Raw genomic sequence first — 16,065 nt, forward strand, 5'->3', positions numbered from 1 at the left:
TCCCCAAAGGGGCGAGGGCGTAATCGTCCCCTCTCCCCTTTGGGGAGAGGGTTAGGGTGAGGGGATCAGACCGCACCATGCTTACCAGCTGTAATTCACCGTCGCCGTCACCGTCCGGCCAATCCCGTAGAAGCACGCCGTATCGCTTGCGCACGACGCCACATACTTTGTGTCTGCCACGTTATTGACGTTGAACTGCACGCTTGCCCCTTTCAGGCTGCGGTTCATCTCGCCCAGGTCGTAGCGCAGCATCGCGTCATACAGATCCACCGATGGCACCTTGAAGGTATTCTTCGCATCGCCGTAGCTGGTGCCGATGTAGCGCATCCCCACGCCAGCGGTCAGGCTCTTCAGCGCGCCGCCCGGAACGGTATAGCTGGCGAACGCCGATGCCATATGTGCCGGAATGCGCGCAGGCGTTTTGCCTTCAGTTCCCGACACCGTGGTGCTTTCGGTTTTTGCATCGGTGTAAGTGTAGGAGCCAATCAGGTTGATGTTATCCATCAGCGTGGCGTGGATTTCCGCTTCAGCGCCTTTCGAACGCACCTTGCCCGCATTTTCGAACCAGCCTTCAGCGCTGTTATAGGTCGCGACGTTGTTCTGAGTTAAATCGTACAGCGCCAGGGTCATCAGCGTGGTGTCGACCGGCTGATATTTCACGCCAATCTCGGTCTGCTCCCCGGTAGTAGGCCTGAAGGGCGCAACGCCCGGCGCACGGTTGGTTTGCAGGTTCGGTTCAAACGAGGTGCTGTAGCTGATGTACGGCGACAGGCCAGAATCAAACGCGTACAGCAGGCCAGTGCGCCAGGTAAATTTGCTGTCGTTCTGCTGCGTAACGCTGTTATCGGTGAAGTCGCTGGTACGCACTTCGCTCCAGTCGTAGCGCCCGGAAACCAGCCACTCCCAGTTATTCCAGCTCATCTGATCCTGAAGATACAGGCCCATCTGGTCGAGATTTTGCTGCTCGTCGGACGCCGTTTTGAAGGTACTTTCATCCACGTTCACGCCGTAAACCGGGTTTGTCCAGTCAAGGTCATACTCTGAGCCGCTCCCGCGCGCCAGCAGCTGTTTATCCTTGCTGGTCTTGTAATCAAACCCGCCGAGCAGGGTGTGGCTGACGCTTCCGGTCTCCAGCTGATATTCCAGCTGGTTATCAAGGCCAAATTCGTTGGTCGTGCGCGCTTCACGCTGGGCGCGACGGGTCAACACCGTGCTGTTGGCCGCGCTGTTGGCGTAAACCAGATAACGATATTTCTGCTTGATGGTGGCGTAACGGGCGTTCTGGCGGAAGGTGAGGTTGTCGGCGAACTGGTGTTCCAGCTCGTAGCCAATCATCGTCTGCTCGCGCCAGGATTGATTGTAATTCGGATCGCTGACGTTAAAATCGCGCGGGATGTACTTCCCGTCGGCACTTTTCACCGTGCCATACGCGGGCAGGAAGTTGCGGTATCCGGCATCCGGATCTTTCTGGTAGCTGGTCAGCAGCGTAAAGCGGGTCTGATCGTTCGGGTACCAGGTGATTGCCGGGGCGATCGCCATCCGCGTCTCTTTATAATCGTCCACCTGATTATGCTGCGTACGGGCGATACCGTTCACGCGATACAGTACGCGCCCGTCGTCGCTCAGCCTGCCGCCGAAATCAAACGCACCTTCGGCGAGATCGTTATTGCCGGTGCGGAACTGCACGTTGTGAATGGCCTCCGCCGTCGGGCGCTTGCTGGTCATGCTGATTAACCCGCCAGGATTGACCTGTCCAAACAGGACCGAGGCCGGGCCGCGCACCAGTTCCACGCGCTCCAGCAGCCACGGGTCAACTGTGCCCGTCTGTGATGAGGCCGTTGCGCCAAAGCTTAAGCCGTCGAGGAATTTCGGCACGTAGCTAAAGCCGCGCACAAACACCTCGTCGTTACGGTTAGACGAGCCCCGGTACTCGGTAAACACGCCCGCCGAGTAGCGCAGCGCCTGCGAAACGGAGGTGACGTCCTGCATGTTCATCTGATCGCGGGTGATCACCGATACCGACTGCGGCGTCTTCACGATCTCCGCGCTGGTCTTGGTGGCGGAGAGCGTTTTCGTCGCCACAATGCCTTTTACGGGCGCAGTGGGCTCTTCACTCACGCCCTGCGTCACCGTAATCGTTTCTTCTTTCGTTTCTGCCTGAGCCGCGACGCTGGTCGTCGCCAGACTCAGTAGCCAGAGCCGCATTATCTTATTATTTTTAAACATTTTTATTGAACGTCCTTGGTTGCTATCGCCATAAAATCACCGGTAAATCGCCGTTGATGATATTGCAAATTATTACCATTTGCATTAGCGTTGTTAACAAATTTCGTTGGGGAACAAGCGGTAATGAAGAGGGTATGGAGTGGGTTGCTGTTGGGGATCGGCGCGCTGCCCGCCGTGGCGGCAACGTGCGAGCAGACGTCCCGGCAGGGCGATATTCAGGGAAAGTTTGATGCCAGCGGCGAAGTCTGCTTCTCCCTGCCTGAACTGGGTGAAAACTACGTTTCCGCCACGCTGAATGGCGTGACGGATGCGCGCCTGCTTGATGGGCAAAACCGCCGCATCCGCACGCTGATCGAAAATGGTCCTGCGGACGGGGAACACACGCTGCTGTTTGCCCTGCCGGTGAAACAGAACACCTCGCTGGTGCTACACGGAGAAGCCGGTAAGCCGTGGCGTTTTCAGTGGCGGATGAAAGAGACCTCTCCGTTACCACGCGTGCAGATGCTGGCGCCTGAAAGCCCGACGCTGAAGGCGCTGGCAAGCGTCATTTCTGCCGGTGGAAGTACCGAGGCGTTCTGGCAGGCGCAGCGTCGACAGGGAACGCCGATGGTGGAGCCGGTAGATGCGAGCCATAAGCGCGTGACCTTTCTGTGGCGCGGCGCGCGGGATAACGTCTTCATTCTCGGCTCTCCGGCGGGGGATCACGATCCGCTGTTCCGCCTGGGCAACAGCGACGTCTGGTTCCGCAGCTATGTAGTCCCCGCTGATACGGTAATGCAGTACAAGCTCGCGCCCGATGTGCCGATCGTCGAGGGTTCCACACGCGATCAACGCCGCGCCATCCTGGTAAGCGCGCAGGCCGATCCGCTTAACCCGAATACCTTCGGGGAGCAGAAGACCGATCGCTGGAATCGCTTTTCTCTGCTCGATCTCAGCCCGGCGCGCTATTGCTCCGTTCAGGCCACGGCAAAGCCGCTGGTGCACGGGACGTTGAGCCGTCAGAGTTTTTCCAGCCACATCCTTGGCAACGCCCGCGACGTGATGATCTACCAACCGCGCGGCGCACAGCCTGCACGCTGGACGCTCATCCTTTTCGACGGACAGGTTTATCAGGACGAATACCATTTTGCCAACGTGCTGGACGGTCTGATTGCCCGGCATCACCTGCCGCCGATTAACGTGGTGTTTATCGACAGCCTCGATCACGCCCGTCGCGGCAACGAGCTGCCGCCGAACCCGGATTTTGCTGACTTTATGGCGCACGAGCTGCTGCCGTGGCTGCGGGGGAAGGGCATCGGCATGCAGCGGCAGAAAACCGTACTGGCAGGATCCAGCTACGGGGGAATTGCCTCTTCATGGGTGGCGCTGCGCTATCCGCGCCTGTTTGGCAACGTGCTGAGCCTTTCCGGTTCTTACTGGTGGGCGCCGGAAGGTGACGCCCCGGGCTGGCTGACGCGTCAGTACCAACAGTCTCCACCGTATCCGGTGCGCTTCTGGTTACAGGCCGGGAAGTTTGAAACCGCGGGGCCGGGCGGCGGCATCTATCGCACCACGCAGGATTTTGAACAGGTGCTGAGGAAAAAAGGCTACCGCGTCAGCTTCCACCCCTCATCCAGCGGCCACGACTACGCGGCCTGGTGTGAAGCGCTGATCCACGGGATGCGCGATCTCACTGGCTTACGACGCCAGTGAAAACCAGCGGCGCCAGATGAAACGCAGGATAAAGAATTCGATGGCGCCGAGCACCAAAAACCACAGACAGAACAGAATGGTGTACAGCTGATTCAGATCGACCATATGAAAGGTCTGAACCAGCTTCTGCGCCAGCACCAGACCCAGCGACGGCGCAGGTAACAGCAGGCAGGAGAGCAGGGCCATCAGCAAAATGCCCCCTGCGGTGAGCAGCGATTCTAACGGGTGTTTCATCGTAATGTTAATCGTCAGTTAAAAATGTCATTGTCCGGCATCCTGAAACGTAAAGCAATATCATCCCCGCTGGCAAAATTGGGTGAAAGGCCACCGTTATTCTGCGAATTAATAACAGAAAACAGATAATATTTTCGGGGCGATTAAATTAATATCGCGTTATGTAAATAAACGTCTTTCTCATGAAAATAATTTTACAAAGCTATAGGTGCTATATCCAATTAACGTCGCAATAACAATGGCTGCGACAATGTATAACGCCAGGCGCCGTGCGCGATAAATACCAAACATGCTTCCTCCTCGTTTAGTGTTGGTTTAGAAATATTTTGTAAAAATCAACGCGTCGAAATAATTTTAATCAGTTTTGAATAACCGGGTAGTCAATATATTGCGGTAGATCAATTTAACCCGCAAGACTTAAAAATGAATTATTTAAAGCCAGAAAGGAATTCCGGCTTCCGTCCACCGGATATTGAAGGAAAAATACCATGACCAAAAAAAATTTCTCGCAGAATATGCCACCCGCAGGCGGGCAGGCGTACCAGCAGACCGTAGAGCAGGTGCTTGCTCAGGCGCAGAGCCAGGCTAATGGCCTGGACCGCGCCGAGGCGCAGGCACGTTTGCAGAAACATGGCCCGAACGCGCTGCCGGAGAAAAAAGGCAAGCCGGGCTGGCTGCGTTTTCTCGCGCATTTTAACGATGTCCTGATTTACGTCCTGCTGGCAGCCGCCGTATTAACGGCAGTAATGGGACACTGGGTTGATACGCTGGTTATTCTGGGCGTGGCGGTAATCAATGCCTTAATTGGCCACATTCAGGAAAGTAATGCAGAAAAATCCCTGAAGAGTATTCGCAATATGCTCTCCAGCGAGGCGCGCGTTATTCGTAACGGCAACCATGAAACTATCCCGACGACGGAAATCGTCCCGGGCGATATTATTGTGTTGCGCGCAGGAGATCGTATTCCGGCGGATATGCGCTTAATCGAAGCGCATAATTTACGCGTGGAAGAGGCTATTCTGACCGGTGAATCCACCGTGGTGGATAAACACACGAACCCGCTGAGCGGCGAATTACCGCTGGGCGACCGCACGAACCTGGTCTTTTCCGGTACGACGGTCAGCGCGGGCGGCGGCGTGGGCGTGGTCATTGCCACGGGCCAGGAGACCGAACTCGGCCACATCAACCAGATGATGGCGGGCATTGAAAAACACCGCACCCCGCTGCTGGTGCAGATGGACAAGCTGGGCAAAGCGATCTTCGCCATCATTCTGGCGATGATGGCCGCGCTGTTTGTCTTCAGCCTGGTGTTCCGCGAGATCCCGATGGGCGAGCTGCTGCTCTCCCTGATTAGCCTGGCGGTCGCCTCCGTACCGGAAGGTCTGCCGGCAATTATCTCCATCATCCTCTCTCTGGGCGTGCAGGCGATGGCGCGCAAGCGGGCGATTATCCGCAAGCTGCCGACGGTTGAAACCCTGGGCGCGATGACCGTGGTCTGCTCGGATAAAACCGGCACCCTGACCATGAACGAGATGACGGTGAAAGCCATCATTACCGCCGACACCTGCTACCGCGTGGACGGCAACAGCTACGAGCCGGTGGGCAACATCTATCTCGAAGGCAGCGATGAGCCGGTGCAGATCCAGCCGGGCACCGTGCTGGAGCAGTACCTGCGCACCATCGACCTGTGTAACGACAGCCAGCTGATTCAGGACGAGCGCGGCCTGTGGGGCATCACCGGCGGCCCGACCGAGGGCGCGCTGAAGGTGCTGGCGGCCAAGGCCCACCTCGAGCCGGTCGTGACCACGCTGGTTAACAAGATCCCGTTCGACTCTCAGTACAAGTACATGAGCACCCACTACCAGATTGGCGGTGAGGAGCAGATTTTGATCACCGGCGCGCCGGACGTGATTTTCGCCCTGTGTGAGCAGCAGCAGACCCGCAACGGTGCGCAAGCCTTTGACCGCGCGTACTGGGAAACGGAGATGGAGCGCTATGCGCGTCAGGGGCTGCGCATGGTCGCCGCGGCGTTCAAGCCAGCGAACGGTGAGCAGGCATTGACTCACGACGATCTGAGCCACGGCCTGATCTTCCTCGGCATCGCCGGGATGATGGATCCGCCGCGTCCGGAAGCGATTGAGGCGATTAACGCCTGCCAGCAGGCGGGGATCCGCGTGAAGATGATCACCGGCGATCACCCGCAGACGGCGATGAGCATCGGCCAGATGCTTGGGATCACCAACAGCGAGCAGGCGGTTACCGGCTATCAGCTGGAGAAAATGGACGACGCCGAGCTGGCGGAAGCGGCGGTAAAATATGACATCTTCGCCCGTACCAGCCCGGAGCATAAGCTGCGCCTGGTGAAAGCGTTACAGGAAAAAGGCGAAATCGTCGGCATGACCGGTGACGGCGTGAACGATGCGCCGGCGCTGCGCCAGGCGGACGTGGGTATCGCGATGGGCATCAAAGGCACGGAAGTCACCAAAGAGGCGGCGGACATGGTCCTGACGGACGATAACTTCGCCACCATCGCCAGCGCGGTGAAAGAGGGGCGTCGCGTTTACGACAACCTGAAGAAGACCATCCTGTTCATCATGCCGACCAACCTGGCGCAGGGGCTTTTAATTGTGATTGCGCTGCTGGCGGGGAACATCATTCCGCTGACGCCGGTGCTGATTCTGTGGATGAACATGGCGACCTCCGCCACGCTCTCCTTCGGCCTGGCCTTCGAGGCCGCCGAGCGCAACATCATGCGCCGCCCGCCGCGCCAGACCGGGCAGCACGTAATGGACGCCTACGCCGTCTGGCGCGTGGCCTTCGTCGGCACCATGATTGCCATCGCCGCCTTTGCGCTGGAAGCCTGGCTGGCCCCGCGCGGGCACAGCGCGGAGTTCATCCGCACCGTGCTGCTCCAGATGCTGGTCTGCGCCCAGTGGGTGTACATGATTAACTGCCGCAATACCGAAGGGTTCTCCCTGAACCGCGGCCTGCTGGCGAACAAAGGGATCTGGCTGGTAACGGGCGTGCTGTTCCTGCTCCAGGCGGCGATCATCTACCTGCCGTTTATGCAGATGCTGTTCGGCACCGAAGCGCTTCCGCTGCGCTACTGGTTCGTGACGCTGGCGGTGGCGGGGGTGATGTTCTTCGTCGTCGAAATCGAGAAGCGACTGACCCGCAGGTTCCGTAAGGCTGCATAACTTTTTGCCCTCACCCTAACCCTCTCCCACAGGGAGAGGGAACCCTGACCTCCCTCTCCCTGTGGGAGAGGGCCGGGGTGAGGGAAAACAACGCCGAGGTACTTCTTAATGAAACTCCCACTCCTGTTCGCGCTCCTCGCCTGCACCCTGCAACCCGCGTTCGCCGCAGTCATTCCCGTGCGTGTTGCCACCGTGGAGCAAACCGCCCACGCCGCCGAGCGCCAAATTCCGGGCCGCATTGAAGCTATCCTCACCGTTGAACTGCGTGCACGTGCGGAAGGCGTCATCACCAGAATCCACTTCCGCGATGGCCAGTATGTGAAAAAAGGCGACGTGTTGTTCGAACTGGACGACGCCGAGCCGCGCGCCGCCCTGCGTCTGGCCCAGGCCGAAGTGAGAAGCGCTGAAGCCACGCTGCGTCAGGCGCAGCAGCAGCTTTCCCGCTTCGAAAGCCTGGGCAACAGCAACGCCATCAGCCGTCACGACGTGGACAATGCCCGCATGCAGCGCGACGTGGCGAGCGCCGCGCTGGAGCAGGCCAAAGCCCGGCTCGACACCCGCAGCGTCACCCTGAACTACACCCGCATCACCTCGCCGATTGACGGGCGCGTGGGGCACAGCAACTTTCACGTCGGCAGCCTGGTGAATCCTGCCAGCGGTGTGCTGGTGGAGGTGGTGCAGCTCGATCCGATCCGCATCGCCTTTGCGCTGGAAGAGGGCGCGTTTGCCACCAAAGCCGGACAGCATGCGGATATCAGCGCCATGAAGCAGGCCTGGCAGGCGCTGATTGACAGCAACGGCCAGCGCATCAGCGGGGAACTCACCTCCGTGGACAACCGCATCGACCCGCGTACCGCCAGCGTGATGCTGCGTGCCGAGTTCACCAACCCGCGCCATCAGCTGCTGCCCGGCGGCAATGTGAACGTTTACCTGCGTCCGGCAAGCGAGCTACCGGTGCTGACTCTGCCCGCCGCTGCCGTACAGCAGAATGGCGACGGGTTCTTCGCCTGGGTGATTAACGCCGAGGATAAAGCCGAAATGCGTCCGCTGAAGGTCGCCGGGCAGATCGGCCAGCAGTTCCAGATTGCCTCCGGCGTGAAGCCCGGTGAGCGAGCGATTACTGACGGTGCGCAGCGCGTGCAGCCAGGCGCAGCCGTCCAGATATTGAATTAAGGAGCCATCATGCTGACGTTTTTCATCAAACGCCCGCGCTTTGCGATGGTGATTGCGCTGGTCATCACCCTGCTGGGGGCCATCGCGCTGAGGATTATTCCGGTGGAGCAGTACCCGCAGATCACCCCGCCGGTCGTGAATGTGTCAGCGTCATGGCCGGGCGCCAGCTCGGCTGACGTGGCGGAGGCCATCGCCACGCCGCTGGAAACGCAGCTGAACGGCGTGGATCACATGCTCTATATGGAGTCCACCAGTTCGGATGAGGGCTCTTACAGCCTGAACATCACCTTTGCGGCGGGCACCGATCCGGATCTCGCCGCCATCGACGTGCAGAACCGCGTGGCGCAGGCCGTGGCGCAGCTGCCGACCGAGGCGCAGCAAAACGGCGTGCAGGTGCGCAAGCGGGCCACCAACCTGATGATGGGGGTAAGCCTTTACTCACCGAACAACACCCACACGCCGCTGTTCGTCAGCAACTACGCCAGCACCCAGGTGCGCGAGGCGCTGTCGCGTCTGCCGGGCGTCGGGCAGGTACAGATGTTTGGCGCACGGGACTACAGCATGCGCATCTGGCTGAGGCCGGACCGCATGAACGCCCTGAACGTGACCAGCGATGACGTGGCGCAGGCGCTGCGCGAGCAGAACGTGCAGGGGGCGGCGGGCCAGGTCGGCACGCCGCCGGTGTTTAACGGCCAGCAGCAGACGCTGACCATTAACGGGCTGGGGCGCTTAAACCAGGCCGACGACTTTGCCAATATCATTATCCGCGCCGGGGAGATGGGGCAGCTGGTGCGCCTGAAGGACGTCGCCACCATCGAGCTTGGCTCGCGCAGCTACAGCTCTGGCGCGCAGCTGAACGGGCACGACTCCGCCTACCTTGGCATCTACCCGACGCCGTCCGCCAACGCCCTGCGCGTGGCCGATGCGGTGCGCGCGGAGCTGGAACGGTTATCCACGCGCTTCCCGGACGATCTGGTCTATGAAGTCAAATTCGACACCACCTCGTTTGTGGCCGCCACCATCAAAGAGATTGGCGTCTCGCTGGCGCTGACGATGCTGGCGGTGGTGGTCGTGGTGTCCCTGTTCCTGCAAAGCTGGCGCGCGACGCTGATTGTCGCCCTTGCCATTCCGGTGTCGCTGGTGGGCACCTTCGCGGTGCTCTATACGCTCGGCTACTCCGCCAATACGCTGAGCCTGTTCGCCATCATTCTGGCGCTGACCATGGTGGTGGATGACGCCATCGTGGTGGTGGAGAGCGTCGAAACGCTGATGGCGGAAGGGCAGAGCCGCACGGCGGCGACCGCGCTGGCGCTGCGCCAGATTGCCGGGCCAGTGATTGCCACCACGCTGGTGCTGCTGGCGGTGTTTGTACCGGTGGCGCTCCTGCCAGGGATCGTGGGCGAGCTGTACCGCCAGTTCGCGGTGACGCTCTCGACCGCCGTCACGCTCTCAAGCCTGGTGGCGCTGACCCTGACGCCCGCGCTCTGCGCGCTGCTGCTGCGCCCGCGACCGGCACAGCCCGCCGCCGTTTTCCGTGGGTTCAACCGCGGGCTGGACGCCACGCGCACGCTTTACACCCGGATCGTGAGCGTGTTCAACCTCCGTCCGTGGCTGGCGCTGCTGGCCACCGCAGGCGCGGCGGCGGTGGTGGTATTCAGCTTTATGTCGATGCCAAAGGGCTTCCTGCCCCAGGAGGATCAGGGCTACTTCTTCGCCAGCGTCCAACTGCCGGAGGCAGCCTCGCTGGAGCGCACCGAAGCGGTGATGACCACCGCGCGCGAGCTGATCGCTAAAAACCCGGCGGTAGAAGACGTGATTCAGGTCTCCGGGTTTAACATCCTCAACGGCACCAGCGCATCGAACGGCGGGTTTATCTCCATCATGCTCAAAGACTGGAGCGAGCGTCCGCCGCTGGATGAGGTGATGGGCACCCTTCAGCGACAGCTGCTGGCCCTGCCGGAAGCCACCATCATGACCTTTGCGCCGCCGACGCTGCCGGGGCTGGGCAACGCCTCCGGCTTCGACCTGCGCATTCAGGCGCAGGCGGGGCAAAGCCCGGCGGAGCTGGAGCGCGTGACGCGTGAGGTGCTGGCGAAAGCCAACCAGCACCCGCAGCTGAGCCGCGTGTTCACCACCTGGAGCAGCAACGTGCCGCAGATGACGCTCACCGTTGACCGCGAGCGCGCGGCCCGCCTCGACGTGCCGGTGTCACGCATCTTCAGCAGCCTGCAAACCGCCTTTGGCGGCACGCGCGCCGGGGATTTCAGCGTCAACAACCGCGTCTACCACGTAGTGATGCAGAACGAGATGCAGTGGCGCGAGCGCGCGGAGCAAATCAGCGAGCTTTTCGTGCGCAGCAACAGCGGCGAGCGGGTGCGTCTGAGCAACCTCGTCACCATCACGCCGACCGTCGGCGCGCCATTTATTCAGCAGTACAACCAGTTCCCGTCGGTATCGGTGAGCGGCTCGGCAGCGGAAGGGGTGAGCAGCAGCACCGCAATGGCGGCGATGGGCGAGATTCTGGCGGAAAACCTGCCAGCCGGGTACGACTACGCCTGGAGCGGCATGTCGTATCAGGAGCAGCAGACCGGCAATCAGGCGATATGGATCGTGCTGGCGGCGGTGGTGATGGCGTGGCTGTTCCTCGTCGCCCAGTATGAGAGCTGGACGCTGCCGGCGAGCGTGATGCTCTCGGTGCTGTTCGCCATCGGCGGGGCGCTGGTCTGGCTGTGGCTGGCGGGCTATGCCAACGACGTGTACGTGCAGATTGGTCTGGTGCTACTGATAGCCCTCGCCGCCAAGAACGCAATTCTTATCGTGGAGTTTGCCCGCGCCCGGCGCATGGACGGAATGGCGATTGTCGATGCCGCACGGGAGGGAGCATCGCGCCGCTTCCGCGCGGTAATGATGACCGCCGTGTCGTTCATTATCGGCGTCCTGCCGATGATGCTGGCGACCGGGGCGGGTGCCCAGAGCCGCCGCATCATCGGCACTACGGTCTTCAGCGGCATGCTGGTGGCGACCGTGGTGGGGATAGTGTTCATCCCGGCGCTGTTCGTGCTGTTCCAGCGCCTGCGCGAGTGGGGCCACGGCATTACGGACTCGTCGCCCACAGCTCACAGTGCTTCTGCACCAGAGAAATCAGCGAGCCGCCATCGGCGATAAAGTCCCGCATGCGCTGCGCCTCGCTCTTGCCCTGCTTTAACAGCAGGGCAATTTCCTTGATGGCGCTTGTCGCGCCGAGCTTCTCGGCAAACGGCGCAACCTGCTCGAGCAGCCAGGCGATATCTTCCGCCACGGTTTTGTGCTCGCCGGTATGCACGTCTGTCAGAATGCCTTCCAGCCCGTAGCGACAGGCCTGAAAACGGTTAAAGCGATACAGCAGAAAATCCCGTTCCTGATGCTTATACGGCCGCGCGGTCAGCAGCCAGTGCGACGTCGCCTGAATAAGCCCGGCGATGTTAATCGCGTGGCCGAGCGTCAGCGGGGTATCCATCACCCGTACCTCAACGGTGCCAAAATGCGGGCTGGGGCGGATGTCCCAGTGCAGATCCTTAATGCTGTCGATCATGCTGGTGGAGCTCAGGCGGCGGAACAGCCCCTCGAACTCCTGCCAGCTGTTGACCCACGGCATCTGTCCGTTATCCGGGAAGCCCGAGAATATGTTGAGACGCGATGAGGCGAACTTCGTGTCCGTGCCCTGCATATACGGTGATGCGGCGGCCAGGGCGATAAAGTGCGGCACAAAGCGCGACAGGCCGTGCAGTAGATAAATTGCGTCGTCCCCGGTCCGACAGCCGACGTGTACGTGCTGGCCGAACACCGTCGCCTGCAAAATCAGATAGCCAAAGCGCTCCAGCGTGACGTTATAGCGCTCGTCGTCACACACCTCCTGACGCTGCCACTTCTGGAACGGGTGCGTTCCGCCGCCGCAGATCTGGATGTGATGCTCCGCCGCCGCGCGCAGGATGCTCTGCTGCATCACCGAGAACTGCGCCGCTGCCTGGTCGATGGTCTGGCACACGCCGGTGGCGATTTCGAGCATGCTTTCGGTAATGTCGTGTTTGACTTCGCCCCCTTTGATGTCGTCTTTGACGGCGGCGATGAGGGCAGAGGAGTCCTGGCTCAGATCGTAACCCGGCGGGTTAACCACCTGGAGTTCGAGCTCAATGCCGAGGGTATAAGGTTCAGAGGATTTGAAGTCGGGTAAGGGCATGGCGCACTCCGTTGTCTGTTATGAATTGAGTATAGACAATGGGCGTGGCGCGCTCTTTTCAGGGTGGTATAACTGATAGCAGGCTTAGCAAAAGGGGAGTGACCCATGTCTGACTATCCAACCATTGCGCTGACAGGACCCGGTGCGATTGGGACCACCATCGCCGCGGTGCTGCATGAAGCGGGCCGCACGCCGCTGCTGTGTGGTCGCACCGCGCATCCGGAACTGCGCCTGCGTCATGATGAGGGTGAAACTGTGGTGCCCGGTCCGGTACTCACCGATCCCAGCGTCATTACGCGCCCCGTTGACCTCGTTTTTTTGGCGGTCAAAACGACACAAAATGCCGACAGCGCCGGGTGGCTGCGTGCCCTGTGCGATGAAAACACCGTGGTCTGCGCGCTGCAAAACGGCGTGGAGCAGAAAGCCCAGCTTGCGCCTTTGGTTAATGGCGCAACGGTACTGCCCTCGGTGGTCTGGTTCCCTGCCCAGCGCGAGCCGGATGCCTCCGTCTGGCTGCGCGCCAAACCGCGCCTGACGCTGCCGGACGTGCCGCAGGCGCAGCGGGTGGTCGAAGCGCTTCGTGATACGCGCTGCGCGGTTGAGCTCTCGGAAGATTTCCCCACCGTCGCCTGGCGCAAGCTGCTGCAAAACGCGGTCGCCGGGCTGATGGTGCTGGCCAATCGCCGCGCCGGGATGTTCAGGCGCGAGGATATCAGCGAGCTGGCGCTGGCCTACCTGCGCGAGGGGCTGACCGTCGCCCGCGCCGAAGGGGCGAAGCTGGACGATGCGGTGGCGGAGGAGATTCTGGCGAACTTTCAGCGCGCGCCAGTGGATTTGGGCACGTCGATTCTTGCCGACCGTCAGGCGGATCGTCCGATGGAGTGGGATATCCGCAACGGCGTGATACAGCGCTATGGCCGCAGGCACGGGATTGCGGTGCCCGTCAGCGACGTGGTGGTGCCGCTGCTGGCGGCGGGGAGCGAGGGGCCGGGGTGAGCCAGGGGCTGGCGAAAGGGAAAGACCCGGCCGTTGTGCGCCGGGTAACTCTCTTACTTACCCTGACGGGCTTTCTCAGCGTTTAGCTCTTCCATTGTTGCTTCCAGGATCCAGAGGCACTGAGCACCCTCAACCGTATCCAGCAGCGCCCGGCGGGTGCGCTGATAGAACGCGTCGACTTCGGCGGGGGATTTCTCTAGAGGCGGCGTGCAGACGATATCGCTGCCAACCATGTGCGGCCACTTTCCCGCGTCAATGGTCTGGAGCGCTTTCAGTGTGGCGCTGGTGTTTGTTGTGAGCGCTGCGGCCAAAGCATCCTCCAGCAGTTGCGCCTGCCTGACGTCAGCCGTGGCAGCCAGCGTTGGGGCTTGCTCAATCCAGTGTGTGTCACCTGAGGCGATTCCATGAAGTGCTGATGGCCAGTCAGTGCTGGCTGCAATGGCTGGGACAGTGAGCGCACAAAGCAGCAGGACGATTGGATATTTCATCGCACTACCTCAAGCTCACCGCCGTCACGAAGGATTTTATGTCGCGTTGACAGTGAGAGAATAATGCACCCCTCCGAAGCAAATCCGGCTGGACCGTACTTATGGTCACCATGAATGCGGAACTCTGAACGACCAAAACTCTCTCCCGAAGTTTGCTCAAGGATAATGGTAATGGGTCCTTTAGAATTCGAATGTCCCGCAATTTTATATGTTCCGCGCGGCAATGGACCCAGACCCTTCACATGCTGACGGTCCGGATTATTTTTATTGGTAAGGGCACCGGAATATCCTGTCTCAATTAATTTGCCGTCTTTATACATCTTGCCAGTTGATTGCTCATACTTCCATCCCATAACGTTCTCCTTATGCCGTCTTACGGTCATTCCAGCTATCTGAATGCATGATGTTACCGTCCACGTAGCGCCAGGTAATTTTTTCATAGAGCAGCTCTACCAGCTCAAGATGGTTATGCTTCTCATAGTCAGGATCTTTGATATCAAGCATCATTGGACAGACGCTGGCGATCTTCACGCCTTCCAGAAGGGTGGAAAAATATTCCACTTCCTGACCAGCATCGTTGATACGGTAAAACTTTATCTCTGCGGATTTTAGCTTCTGGCCCGTGCTAACAGCCTTGTACAAATAGGGGCTGGAAGCGTCGATCTCTTTATCGAAAGAATAGGGGGAATGGATGCGAAGACTTGTCGCCTTGCCGTTATGCTTGTCCGTGGGCTGCATTATGCCGTGATTTAAGGCGATAATCTCGATGCTACCTTCACGTCCATATATATCGACAGAGCCTTTTATATCGGCGCCGCCGTCATCTTTAAGCCATAAATAAGCTGGAATAGCCATTTGTTTAAAACTCCATTTAAGGAAATCCTGAAAAGACCTTATGGTTTAGCTAGTTACGTAACTAGTGCAACGCTAGCGCGTACAAAATTGGCCGTCAATTTTGTACAGGGTGGATATAAAACGATCTGCGGTTTCGTTGATGCAAATTAAGAAAGTATGGGGGCTTATGGTTTGGATCTGGATAAATTGTTAATGATTAATACGGTGGTTTTGCTTAAATAATAATTAAGTGAATATTAATTGAAGATGTAATAAATACTTGAATGTTTATTGGGTATTCTGTCTATTTGACTCTTTATTAATTGTTTAAAAACGCATAACGGCTCGTCTGAATATCCACCTATCCGTAGCGACACACCTGAAAACGGTAAAGAGGTACCGCAGAAAATCCCGTTCCTGATGCTTATAAGGCCGCGTGGTCAGCAGCCAGTGTGACGTGGCCTGGATCAGCCAGGCGATATTAATCGCGTTGTTGAGCGTCAGCGGCTTATCCGTCGACCGCACCTGCATGGTGCTAATGTGCGGGCTGGGGCGAATGTCCCAGTGCAGATCTTTAATGCTGTCGATCCTGTCCGACCGTCAGGCGGATCGCCTGATGGAGTGGGACATACGCAACGGCGTGATCCAGCGCTATGGCCGCAGGCACGGGATTGCGGTGCCCGTCAGCGATGTGGTGGTGCCGCTGCTGGCGGCGGGGAGCGAGGGGCCGGGGTGAGAGAAATAGTGGTATTAACGTCTGGGGAATTGGTCTGGGTGAAAACCTCGCATCAGTTCCCTACAAACGCACTCACCGGCAAACCAAAACGCTTCGCCAGCGCGCATATGATCCAGCGTTAACGTGCCTGATCTATCTTGGTCTGAAATATTTGTTTAATTTGCGTAGCGTATTCAGGAATTGCTTGCTGAGAAGAAGTGCAGCGGAGATAGTTTTGCTAACCAGGTTATATAGAAACGTGTGAAAGATGCGTCCGCTATGTGTCAATAACAG

General features: G+C 59.2%; 11 protein-coding genes and 2 pseudogenes. 6 read left to right on the forward strand and 7 right to left on the reverse strand.

From position 1 onward, the window contains the following. Window positions 1-81: 81 nt before the first annotated feature. A complete protein-coding gene (locus ACOTZD_RS09410) occupies window positions 82-2,226 on the reverse strand; it encodes a TonB-dependent siderophore receptor (RefSeq protein WP_174402098.1) in 2,145 nt (714 codons plus the stop codon). A gap of 123 nt (window positions 2,227-2,349) precedes the next feature. On the opposite strand from ACOTZD_RS09410, the gene ACOTZD_RS09415 reads away from it, so the two are divergent. Then, window positions 2,350-3,918, forward strand: a complete 1,569-nt coding sequence (locus ACOTZD_RS09415) for an alpha/beta hydrolase-fold protein (RefSeq protein WP_045332430.1) — start codon at window positions 2,350-2,352, stop codon at window positions 3,916-3,918. Here ACOTZD_RS09415 and ACOTZD_RS09420 read toward each other — a convergent pair. After that, window positions 3,904-4,152 carry a DUF1158 domain-containing protein gene (locus ACOTZD_RS09420; RefSeq protein ID WP_003858875.1) on the reverse strand — a complete coding sequence of 83 codons (249 nt, stop codon included), beginning with the start codon at window positions 4,150-4,152 and terminating at the stop codon, window positions 3,904-3,906. The two genes, ACOTZD_RS09415 and ACOTZD_RS09420, sit on opposite strands and share 15 nt — an antisense overlap. A gap of 488 nt (window positions 4,153-4,640) precedes the next feature. On the opposite strand from ACOTZD_RS09420, the gene ACOTZD_RS09425 reads away from it, so the two are divergent. From ACOTZD_RS09425 to ACOTZD_RS09435, 3 genes are all read left to right on the forward strand, one after another. After that, window positions 4,641-7,349: a cation-transporting P-type ATPase gene (locus ACOTZD_RS09425; RefSeq protein WP_045335869.1), complete on the forward strand. Its 2,709-nt coding sequence runs from the start codon at window positions 4,641-4,643 to the stop codon at window positions 7,347-7,349. Window positions 7,350-7,457: 108 nt separating this feature from the next. Next, window positions 7,458-8,522: an efflux RND transporter periplasmic adaptor subunit gene (locus ACOTZD_RS09430; RefSeq protein WP_174402097.1), complete on the forward strand. Its 1,065-nt coding sequence runs from the start codon at window positions 7,458-7,460 to the stop codon at window positions 8,520-8,522. A gap of 9 nt (window positions 8,523-8,531) precedes the next feature. After that, window positions 8,532-11,687 (forward strand): efflux RND transporter permease subunit, encoded by a 3,156-nt coding sequence (locus ACOTZD_RS09435; protein WP_160858104.1) that lies wholly within the window; start codon window positions 8,532-8,534, stop codon window positions 11,685-11,687. Here ACOTZD_RS09435 and ACOTZD_RS09440 read toward each other — a convergent pair. Continuing rightward, window positions 11,617-12,738, reverse strand: a complete 1,122-nt coding sequence (locus ACOTZD_RS09440) for a YbdK family carboxylate-amine ligase (RefSeq protein WP_174402096.1) — start codon at window positions 12,736-12,738, stop codon at window positions 11,617-11,619. The genes ACOTZD_RS09435 and ACOTZD_RS09440 overlap by 71 nt on opposite strands. A 105-nt stretch (window positions 12,739-12,843) precedes the next feature. Here ACOTZD_RS09440 and ACOTZD_RS09445 point away from each other — a divergent pair, with 105 nt between their 5' ends. Beyond that, window positions 12,844-13,734: an oxidoreductase gene (locus ACOTZD_RS09445; RefSeq protein ID WP_022650544.1), complete on the forward strand. Its 891-nt coding sequence runs from the start codon at window positions 12,844-12,846 to the stop codon at window positions 13,732-13,734. A 53-nt stretch (window positions 13,735-13,787) separates the two neighbouring features. Here the strand turns inward: ACOTZD_RS09445 and ACOTZD_RS09450 are convergent, their stop codons facing one another. The 4 genes and pseudogenes from ACOTZD_RS09450 to ACOTZD_RS09465 form a co-directional block, all read right to left on the reverse strand. Further along, the gene (locus ACOTZD_RS09450; protein ID WP_003858863.1) at window positions 13,788-14,222 is read right to left on the reverse strand and encodes a hypothetical protein; all 435 of its coding nucleotides are present in this window, start codon (window positions 14,220-14,222) and stop codon (window positions 13,788-13,790) included. After that, window positions 14,219-14,575 carry a tlde1 domain-containing protein gene (locus ACOTZD_RS09455; RefSeq protein ID WP_421636269.1) on the reverse strand — a complete coding sequence of 119 codons (357 nt, stop codon included), beginning with the start codon at window positions 14,573-14,575 and terminating at the stop codon, window positions 14,219-14,221. The genes ACOTZD_RS09450 and ACOTZD_RS09455 overlap by 4 nt, the downstream gene beginning before the upstream one ends. Window positions 14,576-14,585: 10 nt before the next feature. After that, on the reverse strand, window positions 14,586-15,077 hold the full coding sequence (locus ACOTZD_RS09460) for an Hcp family type VI secretion system effector (RefSeq protein WP_003858859.1): 492 nt from the start codon (window positions 15,075-15,077) through the stop codon (window positions 14,586-14,588). 343 nt (window positions 15,078-15,420) lie between these two features. Then, window positions 15,421-15,644: pseudogene (locus ACOTZD_RS09465) on the reverse strand (glutamate-cysteine ligase family protein); the annotation flags it as partial. Between ACOTZD_RS09465 and ACOTZD_RS09470 the strand changes: the two are divergent. Continuing rightward, window positions 15,640-15,792: pseudogene (locus tag ACOTZD_RS09470) on the forward strand (ketopantoate reductase C-terminal domain-containing protein); the annotation flags it as partial. The pseudogenes ACOTZD_RS09465 and ACOTZD_RS09470 sit on opposite strands and share 5 nt — an antisense overlap. Between the last annotated feature and the right edge of the window lie 273 nt (window positions 15,793-16,065).

The sequence above is a fragment of the Enterobacter cloacae complex sp. SHL022 genome, from assembly GCF_049237785.1.
In the GTDB taxonomy this organism is placed as follows: Bacteria; Pseudomonadota; Gammaproteobacteria; order Enterobacterales; family Enterobacteriaceae; genus Enterobacter; species Enterobacter hormaechei_C.

Excerpts from the sequence above, each read along its gene's own strand:
- ACOTZD_RS09440 (WP_174402096.1), bottom strand. The coding sequence starts at position 12,738 with ATGCCCTTACCCGACTTCAAATCCTCTGAACCTTATACCCTCGGCATT.
- ACOTZD_RS09460 (WP_003858859.1), bottom strand. The coding sequence starts at position 15,077 with ATGGCTATTCCAGCTTATTTATGGCTTAAAGATGACGGCGGCGCCGAT.
- ACOTZD_RS09455 (WP_421636269.1), bottom strand. The coding sequence starts at position 14,575 with ATGGGATGGAAGTATGAGCAATCAACTGGCAAGATGTATAAAGACGGC.
- ACOTZD_RS09410 (WP_174402098.1), bottom strand. The coding sequence starts at position 2,226 with ATGTTTAAAAATAATAAGATAATGCGGCTCTGGCTACTGAGTCTGGCG.
- ACOTZD_RS09430 (WP_174402097.1), top strand. The coding sequence starts at position 7,458 with ATGAAACTCCCACTCCTGTTCGCGCTCCTCGCCTGCACCCTGCAACCC.
- ACOTZD_RS09415 (WP_045332430.1), top strand. The coding sequence starts at position 2,350 with ATGAAGAGGGTATGGAGTGGGTTGCTGTTGGGGATCGGCGCGCTGCCC.
- ACOTZD_RS09435 (WP_160858104.1), top strand. The coding sequence starts at position 8,532 with ATGCTGACGTTTTTCATCAAACGCCCGCGCTTTGCGATGGTGATTGCG.
- ACOTZD_RS09425 (WP_045335869.1), top strand. The coding sequence starts at position 4,641 with ATGACCAAAAAAAATTTCTCGCAGAATATGCCACCCGCAGGCGGGCAG.
- ACOTZD_RS09450 (WP_003858863.1), bottom strand. The coding sequence starts at position 14,222 with ATGAAATATCCAATCGTCCTGCTGCTTTGTGCGCTCACTGTCCCAGCC.
- ACOTZD_RS09445 (WP_022650544.1), top strand. The coding sequence starts at position 12,844 with ATGTCTGACTATCCAACCATTGCGCTGACAGGACCCGGTGCGATTGGG.
- ACOTZD_RS09420 (WP_003858875.1), bottom strand. The coding sequence starts at position 4,152 with ATGAAACACCCGTTAGAATCGCTGCTCACCGCAGGGGGCATTTTGCTG.